Origin of the sequence: Prevotella ihumii (assembly GCF_900155655.1) — a bacterium.
Classification (GTDB): Bacteria; Bacteroidota; Bacteroidia; order Bacteroidales; family Bacteroidaceae; genus Prevotella; species Prevotella ihumii.
In genome coordinates, this window is the sequence record NZ_LT706987.1 from 3,068,811 (window position 1) to 3,085,564 (window position 16,754).

Genomic DNA, 16,754 nt, shown 5'->3' on the forward strand with positions numbered 1-16,754 from the left:
AGTTATGATCGAAGTAAGAGACATACAGGATTTTAGCGACTATCTTGACACACTGCTCAGCCAGACAGAGTGTGACGATATCGAGTTTAAGAGTGCGGCAGGAGGTTTCCCGGATAGTTTTTGGGATACCTACTCTGCTTTTGCCAATACGGATGGCGGAACCATTGTATTCGGTGTAAAAGAAAAGGACGGAAAGTTTTCTTTGAATGGACTAACAGACGCTCAGATAGATAAGTACAAAAAGGACTTCTGGACCAATATGAACAACCGTTCCACCATTAGTTGTAATCTGATGAAGGAAGCGGATGTGGCGACACCCGAATATAAAGGTTATAAATTCATGCTATTCTTTGTACCCAGGGCAAGCAATGAGCAACGCCCAATATTTCGCACTACAAATCCTTATAATGGAACCTTCAAACGCAACTATGAGGGTGACTATAAATGTACGGAGCGAGAGGTGAAGCGCATGTTTGCAGATGCAGATGAGCAACATCCTGTGGATTGTCGTATTCTGAAAAACTATACATTGAATGATATAGACAAGGAAGCTTTGAATAAGTACAGACAGCTATTTAAGCTCTCTTCACCTGATCATCCTTGGTTGTCCTACGATGATGTGGAGTTGCTGCGCATGTTAGGCGGTTATCGCAAAGATCGTCAGACAGGCGAAGAAGGTTTTACCTTGGCAGGACTGCTCATGTTCGGCAAAAACCAGGCAATAACAGATCCCGAGTGTGCTCCTCATTTCTTTCCTGACTATCAGGAACATCTGACCGAGGATGAAGATGTAAGATGGACCAACCGCATTTGGCCAGATGGCACATGGGAAGCCAATCTATTTAACTTCTATCAAAGAGTACTTCCAAGATTACAATCCGTGTTGCCCAAACCGTTCAAGTTAGAAGATAATATTCGCAGGGAAGAAACGCCAGCTCATGTAGCTGTTCGTGAAGCCCTTATCAACCTTTGTATTCATGCAGATTATACTGAAAACGCTTCACTTGTGGTCAGACATAATGCCAATGGCTTTATATTCTCCAATCCAGGTACGATGCTTGTTTCCAAAGATCAGTATTATACGGGTGGAGAAAGTGTATGCCGTAACAAGTCTCTTCAGAAAATGTTCGCTATGCTGGGTGTAGCCGAGAAGGCGGGCAGTGGTACGGATAAGATTATGAAGGGATGGAAAGAATCCAACTGGCGAGCACCCAAAATAGACATCAAACAGGAACCTGACAAGGTGGTTCTGACGATGCCTATGGAATCTCTTCTTTCAGAGAATGCAAAGGCAAAACTGGAGCATAAGTTTGGAATCGCAGCCAATTCATTCGATCACAATGTGTTGTCTGTATTGGCTTTGGCAAGTGATGAGGGATTTGTGACCAATGAAAGATTGCGCTATTCGCTCAGCCTTCATAAAGCACAAATTTCAGAATTATTAAAACTCATGTGCCATAATCAGCTCCTTGAATCTCAAGGTTATGGACGAGGTATGAGGTATTATCTACCCGAAGGGGAGTTGAATGTCTTTCGGACAGAGGCTAATATAGCAACTTCCGATACTAATATGGCAACTTCCAATGCTAATATAGCAACCTCCAATGCTAATATAGCAACCTCGGACGGTAATATAGCAACCTCTGATTCCAATATGGCAACCTCTTCACCTAACAAGCAGTATAAGAAAAGACTTTCTGCAGATGAAATGCGAGCAGCAGTGGTGGAAATTGCCAGAGAATGGGTGACATTGGATGAGATCGCCTATAGGTTAGGTAGAAATAAAGCTTATGTGAGAAGTTTTGTCATTCCAAATCTTCTTACGGATAAAACGATAGAAATGCTATATCCAGGTACACCTAATCATCCAAGCCAAAAGTACAAAAAGAAAGAATAAATGCTATGGCAGAATCAAATAAAGACAAAATACAGAAAGTGCTCAGTGAGCAGTTCAACAAGTATCGTTACATCTTCTGGTACGATACCGAAGGCGCGATGGAAGAGCTGGTCACGGGTTTAGTTGTGGAGGGCGTGAAAGTACTCACGCTCTCACACAACGCCTTCTCGCTGAAACATCGCATCGTAAATGGCGACCAGCCCGCACGTGGTTTCCTAATTTACAGCCAAGAGGCAGAGCCTACGAAGGAGAACAACTGGCTGCTTGACCTGCAAATGGAGGGCCTGAAGTTTAGTGCCGATATGGCTTCGCTCTACGCTACGGAGTGCAACATCCCCATGGAACTCAAAGAGCGCATCATCGATGAGCACTTAGAGTTCTTCAAGGTGGCACGCCATCGTGAGAAGTTGGCCGAGCAAGTGAGCGCAGGCATGAGTGGGGCTGACATTATCGGACGAATGCTGGCCGTAGCGGCTCATACGCCCATTGCGACCTATGACCTGCTGACCTATATGTTGGCGGATGAGTGCATCCACGAGAAGAGCGACCTGCAATACCGATTGGAGAAGTACAACTTGCTGGCTACCTATTGGGAGATGGCCGAGAAGGCCTTTGGCTACGACAAGGCCCGCCAAGTGAAGGATCTCGTCATCGTGCTGTTCCAAGACGAGCTGGCCAGCATCCTGGGCCAAAGCAAGCTGACCAACGAGGCTCATATCTTTATGCGCGACTGGCGCGACAGCCGTCAGTACGGCGAGATGTACAAACTTTGGGCTACCCAGCTGGAAACGGAGTTGGGCATCATGCAGCAGATTCAAGGGGAACCTATCGAACGGCTGGTGCGCATCGAAACCTTCCCATGTGTGGATAAGGTCATCGCCAAGTATATCCACAAGGAAGTGAAGCATGGCACCATCACGACTGAGAAGCTGGAAGCAATTGTAGAAGAACGTCGTAACAAGATATTCTTCAGTGTAGCCGCTCATACGATTAATGGTTTCTTGGAGGCTCGACGTTTGCTGGAAGCTATCGAAAAGCTGGCGACAGGGCTAAGCATCATTTCTGCCGAAGAAGGGTTTAAACTCTACACCAGTGATCTGTATGTGATTGACCAACACTACCGTCATTTCTTCCGTGAGGCGAAATTGGCTGAGAGTACGAACTTGATTGGTGACATCAAGCCCAAGGTGCAGCAGGTCTATACCAATACCTTTCTTTCGGCTTTGGCTGCCAAGTGGCAACCGGTGGTGGATGCCATGGAACGTTGGTCTATCTCTGGCGTTTATTCTCAGCGCACCTTCTTCACTACCTATGTGGCACCCTTCACGCAGAAGGGCAAACGATTGTTTGTCATCATCAGCGATGCGTTGCGCTACGAAACGATGGTGGAACTGGAAGGCCGCATAGCGCAGGAAAACCGTATGGAGACCAACTTGAAGCCGGCGATGCTTTGCGTGCAACCCTCTTATACCCAACTGGGCATGGCAGCGCTTTTGCCACATCGTGTACTGTCGTACGAGAAAGAATCGGCAGAAGTCTTTGCAGATGGTGTGAGCACACAAGGAACGACCAATCGTACCAAGGTGTTGCAGGCCAGCGTACCTAAAAGTATCGCCATCAAAGCAGAGGACTTCTTGGAGGTGTGTTGCAAGGATTGGGTAAAGGATTACGATCTCGTCTATATCTACAGCAATACCATTGACAAGGTTGGCGATGCATTGGCCACGGAAACGAATGTGTTCAAAGCTACTGAAGACGAGATGGATAAGATTGTTCGACTGGTGAAGGTCATCAGTTCAAGCAATGGTACTAACATCCTCATCACAGCCGACCATGGCTATATCTACCAAAACGAAGAGCTCGACGAAACGGACTTTACCGATTTCAAGGCCCAAGGAGGTACTTGCTACATCGAAAATCGCCGTTTCGTGATTGGCCATGGTCTTTGGGATGGAAATGGGGCCAAGAGCTGGAAGAGCGAAGAAGTAGGACTCAAAGCTGGTGTAGATATTCAAATCTGTAAGGGATTGAGCCGTATTCGCAAGCAAGGTTCAGGCTCACGTTTCGTGCATGGTGGCAGCATGCCGCAGGAAGTGGCCGTACCAGTACTGCATGTCAACGTGAAGAAGAAAACGGACGTGAAGCAGGTGGATGTGGATATTCTTGGCAAGCAGACGCGCATCACGCAGATGAGCCAGTCGGTGAAGTTCTACCAAACGGAAGAGACAACGGAGAAGACAAAAGGCATCACTCTCCGGTTAGGCTTCTATTCGGCTGAAAGTGAAATCATCTCCGACCAGGTGATGCTGACTTTTGATAGTGCCAACACCGATTCCATGCAGCGTGAACAGAAGCATACGTTCAAGTTTAAGAACATCATCTCGAAACTGAACGGACAGACGGTGACGCTTCGCATGGAGAAACAGGTGGAGAACTCTGACCAGTTTGCACCCTACAGAGAAGAAGAATACAAGGTAAGTGTGATGTTTGAAGCGGAATGGTAATATGAATGAATTAGACGCAAAACTCAACGAATACTATGGTGGTAAAGTCGTTCGCAAGGATCTCACCAAAAGTATCAAGGAAGGTGCCAATGTGCCAAGCTATGTGTTGGAGTACCTGCTGGGCATGTATTGCGCCACCGACAATGAAGACGATATTGAGCAAGGGGTAAGCATGGTGAAACAGGTGCTGGCCAATAACTTTGTACGTCCGGATGAAGCGGAGAAGATTAAGTCGAAAATCCGTAAGAAGGGTCGCTACAAGATTATTGACAAGGTATCGGCCAAACTCAATGAGCATACCGACTGCTATGAGGGAAACATCTTCAATATCAACATAAGTAAGGTGCTGATAGACGATGCTTACATCAAGAAATATGAGAAGTTGCTATGTGGCGGCATTTGGTGCATCATCGATATGGAGTACCTCTACGATGAAAACAGCAAAGGAAGCCCCTTTACCATCGCTTCGCTCAAACCGATACAGATGCCAGCCACGGATATGGACGACTACGTGGACGGCCGCAAGCACTTCACACTCACGGAATGGATTGAAGTAATCTGCCGGAGTGTGGGCATGGAGCCATCGAACCTCGACGAAAAGACACGCTGGCACTTGGTAGCTCGTATGATTCCGTTTGTAGAGAACAACTATAATCTCTGCGAATTGGGACCACGAGGTACAGGTAAGTCGTATGTCTATGATGAGCTATCGCCTTATTCGATTCTCATCTCAGGTGGACAGACCACGGTGGCCAATTTGTTCTACAACATGGGCCGTCATCAAGTGGGTTTGGTAGGCACTTGGGATGTCGTGGCCTTCGATGAAGTGGCAGGCATTCACATGAACGACAAAGACGGCATTCAGATTATGAAGGGTTACATGGCCAACGGTTCGTTCAGCCGTGGTAAGGAAAGTATCAATGCCAATGCTTCGATGGTGTTTGTGGGCAACATCAATGGCAGCATCGAAAACATGGTCAGAGTCAGTCATCTGCTTTCTCCTTTTCCCAAGGAGATGATTGATACGGCCTTCTTCGACCGTTTTCATCACTATCTGCCCGGTTGGGAAATTCCCAAGATGCGTCCGGAATTTTTCACGGATGCCTATGGTTTCATCTCCGACTATTTTTCTGAATGCCTGCGTGAGCTACGCAAGCAAAACTTCGGTGGAGCTATCCAGAAATATTTCTGCTTAGGCAAGGATTTGAACCAGCGTGATACGATCGCAGTAAAGCGCACCGTGAGTGGTCTGCTGAAATTGCTCTTTCCGGATGGTAGCTATCAGAAAGAGGATGTACGCCAATGTTTGGAGTATGCCTTAGTGGGGCGTCGTCGCATCAAGGAACAGCTAAAAAAAATAGGCGGACTGGAGTTTTACGATGTACACTTCAGCTATATTGACTTGGAAGATGGTGAGGAGCATTTTGTGAGTACGCCAGAGAATGGAGGATCGGCCTTGATTCCGGAAGGTGAGTTGCAACCCGGAGCACTCTACAGTATTGCTCATCAGCCGGGTGACGGCCAGATAGGTCTTGTACGCTTGGATCTGCAGGTGATGCCGGGCAATGGCAAGTTCACCCATACAGGCTTTGGTAGTGGCAGCGCCATCAGCGATGAACTGAAGGAGGCGGTGAACTACTGCCGTAGCAACTTATCGCGCATCACACAATCGGCTCAATTCGGAGAGAACGAGATGCACCTCAAAGCGACCGACATTAATGGAATCGGCACGTTGCAAGGCCTTGAACTTGCTGTCCTCGTATCACTCATATCGGGCTTGACAAACCGTCCTGTGCAACCTCAGATGTGTGTACTTGGCTCCATGTCCATTGGTGGTACCATCATTCCCACCACTGACCTCGCCGGTGCTTTGCAAATAGCCTCCGATGCCGGTGCCAAACGCATTCTCACCCCTGTGGCTGATATGATTCAGTATGGCAAAGTGCCGGCTGACCTCATCGCTCAGTTTAGTTTAGAAGTATATTCAACTCCCGTAGATGCTGCGTTTAAGGCTCTCGGGATAAAATAAAGAAAAACGTATGTATAAAGCAAACGTCTATAATATTATGATTGGTTGCCCCTCTGACATATCTAAAGAAGAGGTTAACACTATTTTCGATGTTATACATAGCTGGAATGCAGACAATTCTCATTCAATGGGAATTGTTCTGCTCCCTACGCATTGATCAAAGAATTCTTATCCAATGATGGGTAAAGACCCCAAAAGATTATCAATGAGCAAATGATAGATAATAGCGACATTATCATCTGTTTATTTGCAGGTAAACTTGATACTCCAACATCAACACATAAAAGCGGTACTGTAGAAGAACTACAATCACATATCGAAGAAGGTAAGCCAGCAATGGTGTTCTTCAAAAAGAACTTCTGCCCAGGAACGCCCGAAGAATATAACCGTATATTCAACTTTAGTAAGACTCTTGAAACTAAAGGATTATGGCTGGTTCTATAAATTAGCTTTGTTAGATTTTGAGCTTCACTACTGTCCACGAAATTCCTTTAACATTAAAAAAAAGTATTGCTGTCCGGTAAAACTTCGTGAATTCAACAAGCAAGTGCAAATTTACTTAATTAGTTCGTAAAAGCACTCATGTGGTGTTCTAAATTCTACGTAGTCGACCCTCAAAAAGGCGACATCGCATTTTTCATATAGCCCTGCGGGAAGAATTGGTGTTGAAAATTTAAGTTCAGCCTCCCACAGCACCACATCATCACTCTTTCAATTAGGCACAAAAGAAGCCTCATGGCTCTTTTGAAGTTAAATGCGGCAGCTGCAAGCATAACATTGATGGAGTCTCCGAAGAGACCCTTGTAGAAGTTCCTCCCCAACCGGTGGTCTGCCTTGCAGTGGCCAATGACAGGCTCTATTCCTGCCCGCTTGCGGAAGAGTTTGTGCTTTTTGTTCTTGGCGTACCGTGAGTCTGTTTTCTTGGGCGTGTCCGGAATTATGATTTGTGTCTGCCCGCTCATGCTTTGTCCTCGGTATCCCCTGTCGCAGGCAAGTGTTTTTATTTTCCTGTCATACAGCCGCCTAACCTGCTCCATTGCCTTGTCTATCGTATGGCCGTCATACTCATTGCGGAATGACAGCGCACCGATGATGAGTCCGTCCCATAGTCTGACGATGGAGACCTTGTTGCCGAACTCGTACTTCTTGCCCTCTTTTCCCTTGCTGATACAAAGCACGTCTGGCTCGTGAAGCGAGTAGATCTTATGGCCGTCCAACCGCTCGCCGTTGACAAGCCTCATGCAGATGTCAATCCGCTCCTGGTAGGCATTTCTATCGGGCAGCAGGCGAAGCAGCTCCCTGAGCAACCTGCCCGCAATGGTGCGCATCCGCTTGTCGGCCTTCCTGACTTTGGCCTTGCTGTTCTTCCTACCCCTGAAACGCTGAACGAGCTTCAGTTCCTTTATCTCCTTGGCATAGCTCTGNACAAGGAATGTTGGTGCAGAATGGCTCTGTAAGCAGACCATTGATAAGCTGGGACTGGAAGAGTTCCTGCNCGTAAGTTCAATTAAGAAATGCAACTTTTGGCAATAAACAAAAGGAGCGAAAAAGATATTTTTTCAGAGAAAAGAGGGGGTGTTCCCCTCCCTCTCCGATGGAAAGTTTTAGTATCTTTGTAGCCCCTTCCAAAAGTTACAGAAGATGACACAACTCACCAAAGAACAAAGGTACACAATTTCAGTGATGCACAAGCAAGGTTTTCAGCAAAAAGAGATAGCTGAGACTATAAACAAGGACAAATCAGTCGTAAGTCGTGAACTTAGCCGCAATCGCAACAAGCATGGAGCGTATAGTTACTCTTATCCCAAGTTTAACGGGCATAATTATTTTTCATAAATTTTCAGTGTGTTTTGAGGGTTTCAGGTTTGCTAAGTACTTAATAATCAGCCGTAGCGTTTTCTGAATACGGGCTAAATCTGATTTGTAGGACACCAGCATATCAATTTTTTTTTGTTACTTTGCACCTATGCACGCAAANACAAGATTCTACGATGATAGGTGTTAAACTTGGGTTAATTCGGTTACGGGATCGATTGTAGAAAACGTAGACAACACCATCAGAAGGATTGAAGTCATTGCGGCGTACCAATTGGGACAGGCGAAGAATACCCTGACGCATGTCCACAGGAGTGCAACAAACCCGAAAAACATTTGTTTCATTGAGTACAAACATAAGTTTTTCGGGCAAAGGTAGTAAAGCAAGAATGTTACACAAAGGCGGCTAATGTCGGATGCTTACGATGCTTACGAAATAAATTAGCAGACCCTAATGAGAAACCACCTTTGCTCAACGAGCAAAGGTGGTTTCTTTTTGCTATGAATAGTGTGTTTCTTATCTTACAATCTTTTTACCATTAATGATATAAAGTAAGCATCCAATATTAGCCGCCTTTGTGTAACATTCTTGCTTTACTACCTTTGCCCGAAAAACTTATGTTTGTACTCAACGAAACAAATGTTTTTCGGGTTTGTTGCACTCCTGTGGACATGCGTCAGGGTATTCTTCGCCTGTCCCAATTGGTACGCAGCAATGACTTCNGAAAGAGAAGCGATCAGATTGTAAACTTCTCGTCCTGGCCCTGTGTATCAATAAGGAGGGCTTCATACGCTATTCTTCTATCCTGGAAGGCAATACGGCTGACCCTAAATCACTGCCTGATATGATAGATACGCTGGCAGACAGGAATCCTGTACAAAAAGAAAAATCGCTTATTGTGATGGATGCAGGTATTGCAACCGGAGAGAATCTAAATCTCATTAAGGCAAAGGGTTACAACTATCTCTGCGTATCCCGCACCAAGCTGAAAGATTACACGCTCAGTGAGGACCATAAGAGCGTGATGGTAAAAGACGCCCGAAAGCAAACGATAACGCTCAACAAGGTACACACCGAAGGTGAGGACTACTATCTTGAGATAACCTATCCATCTAAGGCTATGACCGAATCGTCAATGAACAAACTTTGGCGTGAAAGGTTTGAGACAGAGCTGAAGAAGATAAATGATGGTATTGCAAAGAAAGGTGGAACGAAACTCTACGAGAAGGTTGTAGAGCGTACGGGACGAGCCATACAGAAATATCCTTCTATCGCAAGATANACCCTGGCTGATATGGAGATGGAATACATCGCGCAACATCTCGCACAGCCTTGCAAAGGGGATGTACTGGGAATGTCCGAAGTAAGCAATTATGGCGTTTAGATTAGGGCCGTATGAAATGCGGCTGGTATACTTCTTTGAGGCTCTGCACTTGTTCATGTGCCCGCATTTGCAGCGTTTGCCGAGCAGCACGTGCTCCGTAGTGGTGGGTTGTATGGAGGGAATGTCAACAACCTGCGACTTGCCAATCACCTCGGCCTCCACATCAGCGNTTGGACACGTACATTCGCTCATCCTACTCAATATTGGTTTTGAACCTTCTCTCACAGCCTTGCAGGTGAGAAGAATTGCTTTTGCACTTACAGAGCGTTTTAAGAACAGAGGAACTAATTCTTTATTTGGCAAGCATTTGGAGGGGCTTACTGAANCTCCCGTATGGTTTTATCCTTCTGGTTTACGAGACGGTTGAGACGGCTTATTTCGGTATCCTGGTCGGATACCTTCTTCTCCAACGAAGCAAATCTGTTTTCTATCGTCTGGAGTACATCTGCCTTGTCTGTCACTTGCTCATTCACGCTACAAATATACTACGTAAATTCATTTCCTGCAAGAGTATTAGAAAACTTAAACAGTTGAGATACAGACTGTTAAATGTAATATGGCGACTTTTAACAAAGCCTACCCCAAGGCGTGTAGGGGACTATGTTGAGTCTCCGAAAATAGATACAAAACACTGATACATAGGCGAATAAGCGTACTTTTGCTACCATCAAAAGGTATTTCCCGTCCTCTCGGGCAGCCGTTCGTTTACTATTTGGAGCGGTTAGTTTTAACACTTCGGATTACTCTCTGATGGATTTACCATAGGGGTACTGAGTAGTTACATGATTTGGCAACAGTGCTAAATTCTGCAAATTGCATACGTTTGCTTACCAAACAACTCTTTTGTCTGCAAAAATACAATATTTCTTTAAAATAGAATGCGAGAACCACGTTAAAAAATTATATATTGGAATAAAAGTGAGAATAATTCATTATCTTTGCAGAAAAATAAATTATTATGGATATTAATCGCTTGAAAATAGTACTTGTTGAAAAGAAAAGAACAAGCAAATGGTTGGCAGAACAGTTAGGAGTGAATCCTTCTACTGTATCAAAGTGGTGTACGAATACATCGCAACCTCCATTAGAATCTATAATTAGTATATCGAAATTATTAAACGTTGACATTAAAGAATTAATAAATAATTATGAGTAGCAAAAGTAACGACCAAGGACGTGCTTACGAATACATTTGCTTGCTTTCTTTGCAGAATGCAATAAGTGCTATTCGTAAATCACAAATAATTCATAATAGCAGCTATGAAGCTGCTGAACACGCATGGAACACATTAAGTGTTGCAGAAAAAGCATTATATACATTGAGTGCGAAGTCAACTATTGATACAATATTTGCATTAGAACCAAATATTATAGAAGTTGATGACGATACCCTAAATTTATATATCCAAAGCGATGAACATGGTGAAGAAGCTGATGTTCGTGATATTATAATTAAACGTAAAGATATTATTTGGGAGATTGGACTAAGCATAAAGCACAATCACATGGCTGTAAAGCATAGTCGTTTAGCAAAAACTTTGGATTTTGGTCAAAAATGGTATGGAGTTAACTGTTCCGAAGAATATTGGAACGCTGTAAAGCCAACATTTGATTTTCTTGAAGTAGAAAAATCAAATGGAACTTACTTTAGAGATTTGAAATCTAAGGAAGATGATGTATATGTGCCATTATTGAAAGCTTTTATGCAAGAAGTAAAGACGCAAGTTGCGAACAATGCTGACATTCCTCGTAAACTGGTTGAATATTTACTCAGCAAATATGACTTTTACAAGGTTATTAGTATAGACAATAAAAGAGTTACCACAATACAGTCATTCAACATGTATGGAACTTTAAACCAACCGAGCAAGAAGCTGAATCCGTCTTTAGAAGTTCCTGCAATGGAATTACCTACGACTTTACTTTATATGGATTTCAAGCCTAAAAGTAAAACGACTGTAATAATGAGTTTCGATAACGGATGGCAGTTCTCATTCAGAATACATAACGCCAAAGATACGGTAGAACCATCTTTGAAGTTTGATGTTCAGATTGTAGGAATGCCTCCTGCTGTAAATATAACTTTTAACTGTAAGTGGTAAATATGAATTTGATTAGTCTTTTTTCTGGCGCTGGTGGTCTTGACAAAGGATTCCATAATGCAGGATTTCATACTGTTGTTGCCAATGAATTCGACAAAAAAATATGTCCAACATTTAAAGCTAATTTTCCCGATACGAAATTGATTGAGGGAGATATTAGGAATATACCGTCAGATGCTTTTCCCGTCCATGTGACAGGTATAATTGGCGGACCGCCATGCCAGTCATGGAGTGAGGCTGGTTCATTAAAGGGCATTGAAGATGCCCGTGGTCAGTTGTTCTATGAGTATATCAGAATATTGCGTGATACCCAACCTTTGTTTTTTGTAGCAGAGAATGTGTCTGGTATGCTTGCCAAACGACATGCGACTGCTGTTAGTGGATTTATGGAGTTGTTTGATGAAGCAGGGTATGATGTTAATTTGAAAATGCTTAACGCTAATGACTATGATGTACCTGAAGACCGAGACCGTGTTTTCTACATTGGCTTTCGCAAGGATTTGCACATAGATGATTATGAATACCCTAAGCCACAAGAGCATAAACCTACTTTACGTGAGGCTATTTGGGATTTGCAAGACACTGCAATACCTGCAAGAGAAAAGAACCATACAAATGGAAATGCTTGCGTGGTGCCAAACAATGAATATTTTACGGGTGCTTTCTCACCAATATTCATGTCACGTAATCGTGTAAGGTCATGGGACGAGCCAGGGTTTACAGTTCAAGCGAGTGGAAGACAATGCCAACTTCATCCGCAGGCACCTAAAATGATAAAGGTAGAAAAGAACTTGCAAAAATTTGTTGAAGGGAAAGAATATCTATATAGAAGAATGACTGTCAGAGAGGTCGCTCGTGTTCAAAGTTTCCCTGATGATTTTAAGTTCATATATGATGAAGTGAATTATGGATACAAGATGATAGGTAACGCCGTCCCAGTCAATCTTGCGTACCATGTGGCATTAAGCATTATCGAAACTTTAAAACAACATAATATCAATATAGATAATTGATGAATGTAATATCACTATTTGCAGGATGTGGAGGTCTTGACCTTGGGTTTGAAAGGGCTGGTTTCAATGTGATTTGGGCAAATGAATGTGATTCTTCTATATTTGAAACATATAGAAAAAATCACCCAAATACCATGTTGAATACTGCCGATGTGCGCTTACTCAAAGACCAAGACATTCCTTCTTGCGATGGTGTTATTGGAGGTCCACCATGCCAGGCATGGAGTGAAGGTGGCAAGCAACTTGGATTTGAAGACCCAAGAGGTCAGTTGTTTTTGGAGTATATCAGGATCGTAAACTTGAAAAAGCCAAAGTTCTTTGTCATTGAAAATGTGCAGGGAATACTTGAAGACAAACACAAGCAATCGTTGAAATTTATAATTGAAAGTTTACGATCTATTGGTTATTCAATAAGTTATCAACTCTTAAACGCTGCAGACTTCAGAATTCCACAGGATAGATTAAGGGTTTTCTTCGTGGGAATACGAAATGACCTACAAAATACATTTGCTTTCCCGAATGCAATGTCTGGCAAAAAAGTGACTTTAAGAGAAGCTATTGGAGATATTATTGAGAAGCCAAGATTTTTCAATGAAGGAAAAGTCATGTCGGAACATCCAACAAGAAAGAATCATGATGTCTACACAGGAAGTTATGATGCAAAGTATATGGCACGCAATCGTGTTCGTTCTTGGAATGAGCAATCTTTTACGATTCAAGCACAGGCAAGAAATGAGCCTCAACATCCACAGGCTCCAAAGATGCCTTATGTTAGTTCAAATGTTAGAATTTTTGCAAAAGGACGCGAGCATCTTTATCGTCGTTTGAGCGTTCGGGAATGCGCAAGAATACAAACTTTTCCTGATAGTTTTGTGTTCATATATGATGACATAAAAGACGGATATAAAATGGTGGGTAATGCAGTACCGCCACGATTAGCCTATGCACTCGCTGTTCAAGTAAGAAAAGCTATGTGCTAATAATTTTCAAAATGTAAACTTGTAAAAAATGGAAGCAAATCGACAGAAACTTTCCGAATGGAATGCAATTAAAAATCTTATTCCAATAATAAACAATAAATTGGGAATTAATATCTCTATGTATGATAAACAATATGAGGCAGAGATGCCTGATTTCATTTTCCATGATGAAAAAGGGTACTCCATAGGTGTTGAAGTCGTGGAATGCCATCCTTCTGTAAATATAAACAAGAAACGTAATGCGGTAGAGAGAAATACGTTCAAAAACAAAGTCTGTAACATAGTGCAAAAAAATATCTTCTTGGAAAGTATGACCAAAGAAAAGAAGTTAAACATTTTCATTGATAGATATAATTTTACAAATAAGGGAGATTTGGATGGAGATAAAGTAAAATTAACACCAGAAGCATTTGCTGAAGAAGTCGAAATCTATTTAAGAAATATGTTTAATGGATTTATATATCCTACTAAGCATATTAAAAGAATTAAAGTTTGGGAGACACGTGGTAGAAACATAGTTCAATTCAATTCTATAGCTCGAAGGGATTCTGTACCTTGGCAAGATTTAGAAAAATGTATAGAATCTAAAAACAGCAAATACTCTATCTATCAAAAGAAAAACAAATGTGATGAATATTGGCTTTGCATTTATCTTCCTTTTGAAGAGAATAAGCATCCTTATGAGGTGAGTAATGAGTTGCTTTCAGAAAATGCAAAACAAAAGGTTATGTCAAGTCCATTTAAATGTATTGTTGTAACATCGGTAATGCCTATAGATTTAGCGATACTAAAGGATTGATAAAAATTAGATAAAAACGTAGAAAGCATTGGAATTAAATTGTTACTAACTTCAAATTGTTCGACTTGGGAGGAACAATTTCCCAACTAACATATTTCTTTTGGGGAGTTACCCAAAAGGTTTTGAGTAACTCAAAACATACCTTGCTGTGTCTTTATGGACACCATGTTTTGGCAAGAGTAAATCTAATACCATTGAAAACACTGCGGAGGTTCGCCCAGTGGATGGAGGCGCAAAGCCTCCAAGGAACGGCTCATTTTCTTTATGCTAAAGGATGAAAACGAAAAAAATCCCGAAGAATGAGTTTTCCTTGAATGCCATTCCTCGGGATGAACAAAAATGTATTCCTGCATGTCATACGTTTTATATGTCATACGATAAAAATGTAAAACGTATGGCATCAATGCATATATGCTTACACACTTCTTTGCATGGATACTTCTTTATCAAATTGCAACTGCACTTCCATACGACAATGAATCAGTACGTCAATAAGTCAATACGGCAGCGAATCATCGAAGCGTCTAAAAAAGCGACCATTCTCAACTAAAGGAATTAGTCCCTCCATATAGTTGCAAGACAATGTTTGTTTTCTCTTTTGCTCCGTACAATCTCTTGATGATGGCATCACGAAGTTGTGCCGCACCATTAGAGTTTAGACGGAAGCAAATGGCAACAACCATAGGGAATCCATACAACGTTTGCCAAATACCCTTGGAAAGTTCTTCCCTTCGTTGGACTTCCGACATAGACAACATACCCTCTTTATATAGTCGACCCTCAAAAAGGCGACATCGCATTTTTCATATAGCCCTGCGGGAAGAATTGGTGTTGAAAATTTAATTCTTGTCTTCCACAGCACCACATAATCACTCTTTCAATTAGGCACAAAAGAAGCCTCATGGCTCTTTTGAAGTTAAATGCGGCAGCTGCAAGCATAACATTGATGGAGTCTCCGAAGAGACCCTTGTAGAAGTTCCTCCCCAACCGGTGGTCTGCCTTGCAGTGGCCAATGACAGGCTCTATTCCTGCCCGCTTGCGGAAGAGTTTGTGCTTTTTGTTCTTGGCGTACCGTGAGTCTGTTTTCTTGGGCGTGTCCGGAATTATGATTTGTGTCTGCCCACTCATGCTTTGTCCTCGGTATCCCCTGTCGCAGGCAAGTGTTTTTATTTTCCTGTCATACAGCCGCCTAACCTGCTCCATTGCCTTGTCTATCGTATGGCCGTCATACTCATTGCGGAATGACAGCGCACCGATGATGAGTCCGTCCCATAGTCTGACGATGGAGACCTTGTTGCCGAACTCGTACTTCTTGCCCTCTTTTCCCTTGCTGATACAAAGCACGTCTGGCTCGTGAAGCGAGTAGATCTTATGGCCGTCCAACCGCTCGCCGTTGACAAGCCTCATGCAGATGTCAATCCGCTTCTGGTAGGCATTTCTATCGGGCAGCAGGCGAAGCAGCTCCCTGAGCAATCTGCCCGCAATGGTGCGCATCCGCTTGTCGGCCTTCCTGACTTTGGCCTTGCTGTTCTTCCTGCCCCTGAAGCGCTGAACGAGCTTCAGTTCCTTTATCTCCTTGGCATAGCTCTGGCGGACCTTGAGGTTTTCCTTCTCCGCCACGCCGTGGCAAAAGTCTATCACCTTGTTCAGGAGTTTCGAGTCCGTGGGGAAGGTCACGTTCTTCTCCTGCACCGTCGTGTCGATGAATGCGGTATGCTCCGCATCGGGCTTGCGTCCACGTCCATCCTTGCCGTCTTTCCCCTGCATCTCCTCTTTTCTGTGATCGCCGATTAAAAGATTGATGCGGATGCTTTCCTTGAGTATCAGCTCCATACCAGATTCACCGATGCGACGGCGGAACTCGACAAGCTCGGTGGGAACGCAGGGAGCGTCGGTGCGGAATGCCTCCATCCCGCAAAAATACTGGAAGTAGGCGTTCTCCGAGAACTGCTCCACGACGCTCTCGTCTGAAACGTCACGAAGGTGTTTCAAGATCAGCAGACCGACCATCAGACGGATGGGCTTGGCCATACGGCCAGTGTCCTTGCTGTAAAGAGGGGCAAAAGACTGCTCAAACAGATCCCAATCGATCAGATTGGCTAACTTGTACAGGGAATTCTTGGGAGAGAGCATTGTCTCAAGATCCCAGAATAATGATGCCTGACGGACTTTGGATGGAGATTTATACATCGTTGAATTGCAAGATTTTACTATACAAAGATACAAAACT

At 43.4% G+C, this 16,754-nt stretch carries 11 protein-coding genes and 3 pseudogenes; 11 read left to right on the forward strand and 3 right to left on the reverse strand.

From position 1 onward, the window contains the following. Positions 1-4: 4 nt before the first annotated feature. From CZ367_RS13310 to CZ367_RS13325, 4 genes are all read left to right on the forward strand, one after another. Positions 5-1,897, forward strand: coding sequence for an RNA-binding domain-containing protein (locus tag CZ367_RS13310; protein ID WP_077197248.1), 1,893 nt, complete (start codon positions 5-7; stop codon positions 1,895-1,897). 5 nt (positions 1,898-1,902) lie between these two features. Continuing rightward, complete coding sequence (gene pglZ, locus CZ367_RS13315) at positions 1,903-4,401, forward strand: BREX-1 system phosphatase PglZ type A (RefSeq protein ID WP_077197249.1); 2,499 nt, start codon at positions 1,903-1,905, stop codon at positions 4,399-4,401. Between the two features lies 1 nt (position 4,402). Next, entirely contained in the window at positions 4,403-6,430 is a 2,028-nt protein-coding gene (brxL, locus tag CZ367_RS13320; protein ID WP_077197250.1) for a protease Lon-related BREX system protein BrxL, read from the forward strand. 213 nt (positions 6,431-6,643) lie between these two features. Next, positions 6,644-6,874 carry a hypothetical protein gene (locus CZ367_RS13325; RefSeq protein ID WP_077197251.1) on the forward strand — a complete coding sequence of 77 codons (231 nt, stop codon included), beginning with the start codon at positions 6,644-6,646 and terminating at the stop codon, positions 6,872-6,874. 170 nt (positions 6,875-7,044) lie between these two features. Here the strand turns inward: CZ367_RS13325 and CZ367_RS13330 are convergent. After that, positions 7,045-7,860 (reverse strand): annotated as a pseudogene (locus CZ367_RS13330) (transposase); the annotation flags it as partial. Positions 7,861-8,071: 211 nt separating this feature from the next. On the opposite strand from CZ367_RS13330, the pseudogene CZ367_RS13335 reads away from it, so the two are divergent. Beyond that, positions 8,072-8,233: pseudogene (locus CZ367_RS13335) on the forward strand (helix-turn-helix domain-containing protein); the annotation flags it as partial. Between the two features lie 136 nt (positions 8,234-8,369). Here CZ367_RS13335 and tnpB read toward each other — a convergent pair. Further along, the gene (tnpB, locus tag CZ367_RS13340; RefSeq protein WP_237581752.1) at positions 8,370-8,603 is read right to left on the reverse strand and encodes an IS66 family insertion sequence element accessory protein TnpB; all 234 of its coding nucleotides are present in this window, start codon (positions 8,601-8,603) and stop codon (positions 8,370-8,372) included. Between the two features lie 367 nt (positions 8,604-8,970). On the opposite strand from tnpB, the pseudogene CZ367_RS13350 reads away from it, so the two are divergent. The 6 genes and pseudogenes from CZ367_RS13350 to CZ367_RS13375 all read left to right on the forward strand — a co-directional run. Further along, a pseudogene (locus CZ367_RS13350) lies at positions 8,971-9,525 on the forward strand (transposase); the annotation flags it as partial. Between the two features lie 1,063 nt (positions 9,526-10,588). Next, positions 10,589-10,786: a helix-turn-helix transcriptional regulator gene (locus tag CZ367_RS13355; RefSeq protein WP_077197253.1), complete on the forward strand. Its 198-nt coding sequence runs from the start codon at positions 10,589-10,591 to the stop codon at positions 10,784-10,786. Further along, positions 10,779-11,732 (forward strand): HaeIII family restriction endonuclease, encoded by a 954-nt coding sequence (locus tag CZ367_RS13360; RefSeq protein ID WP_077197254.1) that lies wholly within the window; start codon positions 10,779-10,781, stop codon positions 11,730-11,732. The genes CZ367_RS13355 and CZ367_RS13360 overlap by 8 nt, the downstream gene beginning before the upstream one ends. A 2-nt stretch (positions 11,733-11,734) precedes the next feature. Then, positions 11,735-12,745: a DNA cytosine methyltransferase gene (locus tag CZ367_RS13365; protein ID WP_077197255.1), complete on the forward strand. Its 1,011-nt coding sequence runs from the start codon at positions 11,735-11,737 to the stop codon at positions 12,743-12,745. Further along, entirely contained in the window at positions 12,745-13,725 is a 981-nt protein-coding gene (locus tag CZ367_RS13370; RefSeq protein ID WP_077197256.1) for a DNA cytosine methyltransferase, read from the forward strand. Before CZ367_RS13365 ends, CZ367_RS13370 begins: the two co-directional genes overlap by 1 nt. A gap of 28 nt (positions 13,726-13,753) precedes the next feature. Continuing rightward, positions 13,754-14,524 (forward strand): hypothetical protein, encoded by a 771-nt coding sequence (locus CZ367_RS13375; RefSeq protein WP_077197257.1) that lies wholly within the window; start codon positions 13,754-13,756, stop codon positions 14,522-14,524. 780 nt (positions 14,525-15,304) lie between these two features. Here CZ367_RS13375 and CZ367_RS13390 read toward each other — a convergent pair. Further along, the gene (locus CZ367_RS13390) at positions 15,305-16,714 is read right to left on the reverse strand and encodes an IS5 family transposase (protein ID WP_077197259.1); all 1,410 of its coding nucleotides are present in this window, start codon (positions 16,712-16,714) and stop codon (positions 15,305-15,307) included. Positions 16,715-16,754: the final 40 nt, after the last annotated feature.

Bases quoted from the DNA above. Each gene is read 5' to 3' on its own strand.
- CZ367_RS13360 (WP_077197254.1), top strand. From the start codon at position 10,779: ATGAGTAGCAAAAGTAACGACCAAGGACGTGCTTACGAATACATTTGC.
- CZ367_RS13370 (WP_077197256.1), top strand. From the start codon at position 12,745: ATGAATGTAATATCACTATTTGCAGGATGTGGAGGTCTTGACCTTGGG.
- brxL (WP_077197250.1), top strand. From the start codon at position 4,403: ATGAATGAATTAGACGCAAAACTCAACGAATACTATGGTGGTAAAGTC.
- CZ367_RS13355 (WP_077197253.1), top strand. From the start codon at position 10,589: ATGGATATTAATCGCTTGAAAATAGTACTTGTTGAAAAGAAAAGAACA.
- CZ367_RS13310 (WP_077197248.1), top strand. From the start codon at position 5: ATGATCGAAGTAAGAGACATACAGGATTTTAGCGACTATCTTGACACA.
- CZ367_RS13365 (WP_077197255.1), top strand. From the start codon at position 11,735: ATGAATTTGATTAGTCTTTTTTCTGGCGCTGGTGGTCTTGACAAAGGA.
- pglZ (WP_077197249.1), top strand. From the start codon at position 1,903: ATGGCAGAATCAAATAAAGACAAAATACAGAAAGTGCTCAGTGAGCAG.
- CZ367_RS13325 (WP_077197251.1), top strand. From the start codon at position 6,644: ATGATAGATAATAGCGACATTATCATCTGTTTATTTGCAGGTAAACTT.
- CZ367_RS13375 (WP_077197257.1), top strand. From the start codon at position 13,754: ATGGAAGCAAATCGACAGAAACTTTCCGAATGGAATGCAATTAAAAAT.
- CZ367_RS13390 (WP_077197259.1), bottom strand. From the start codon at position 16,714: ATGTATAAATCTCCATCCAAAGTCCGTCAGGCATCATTATTCTGGGAT.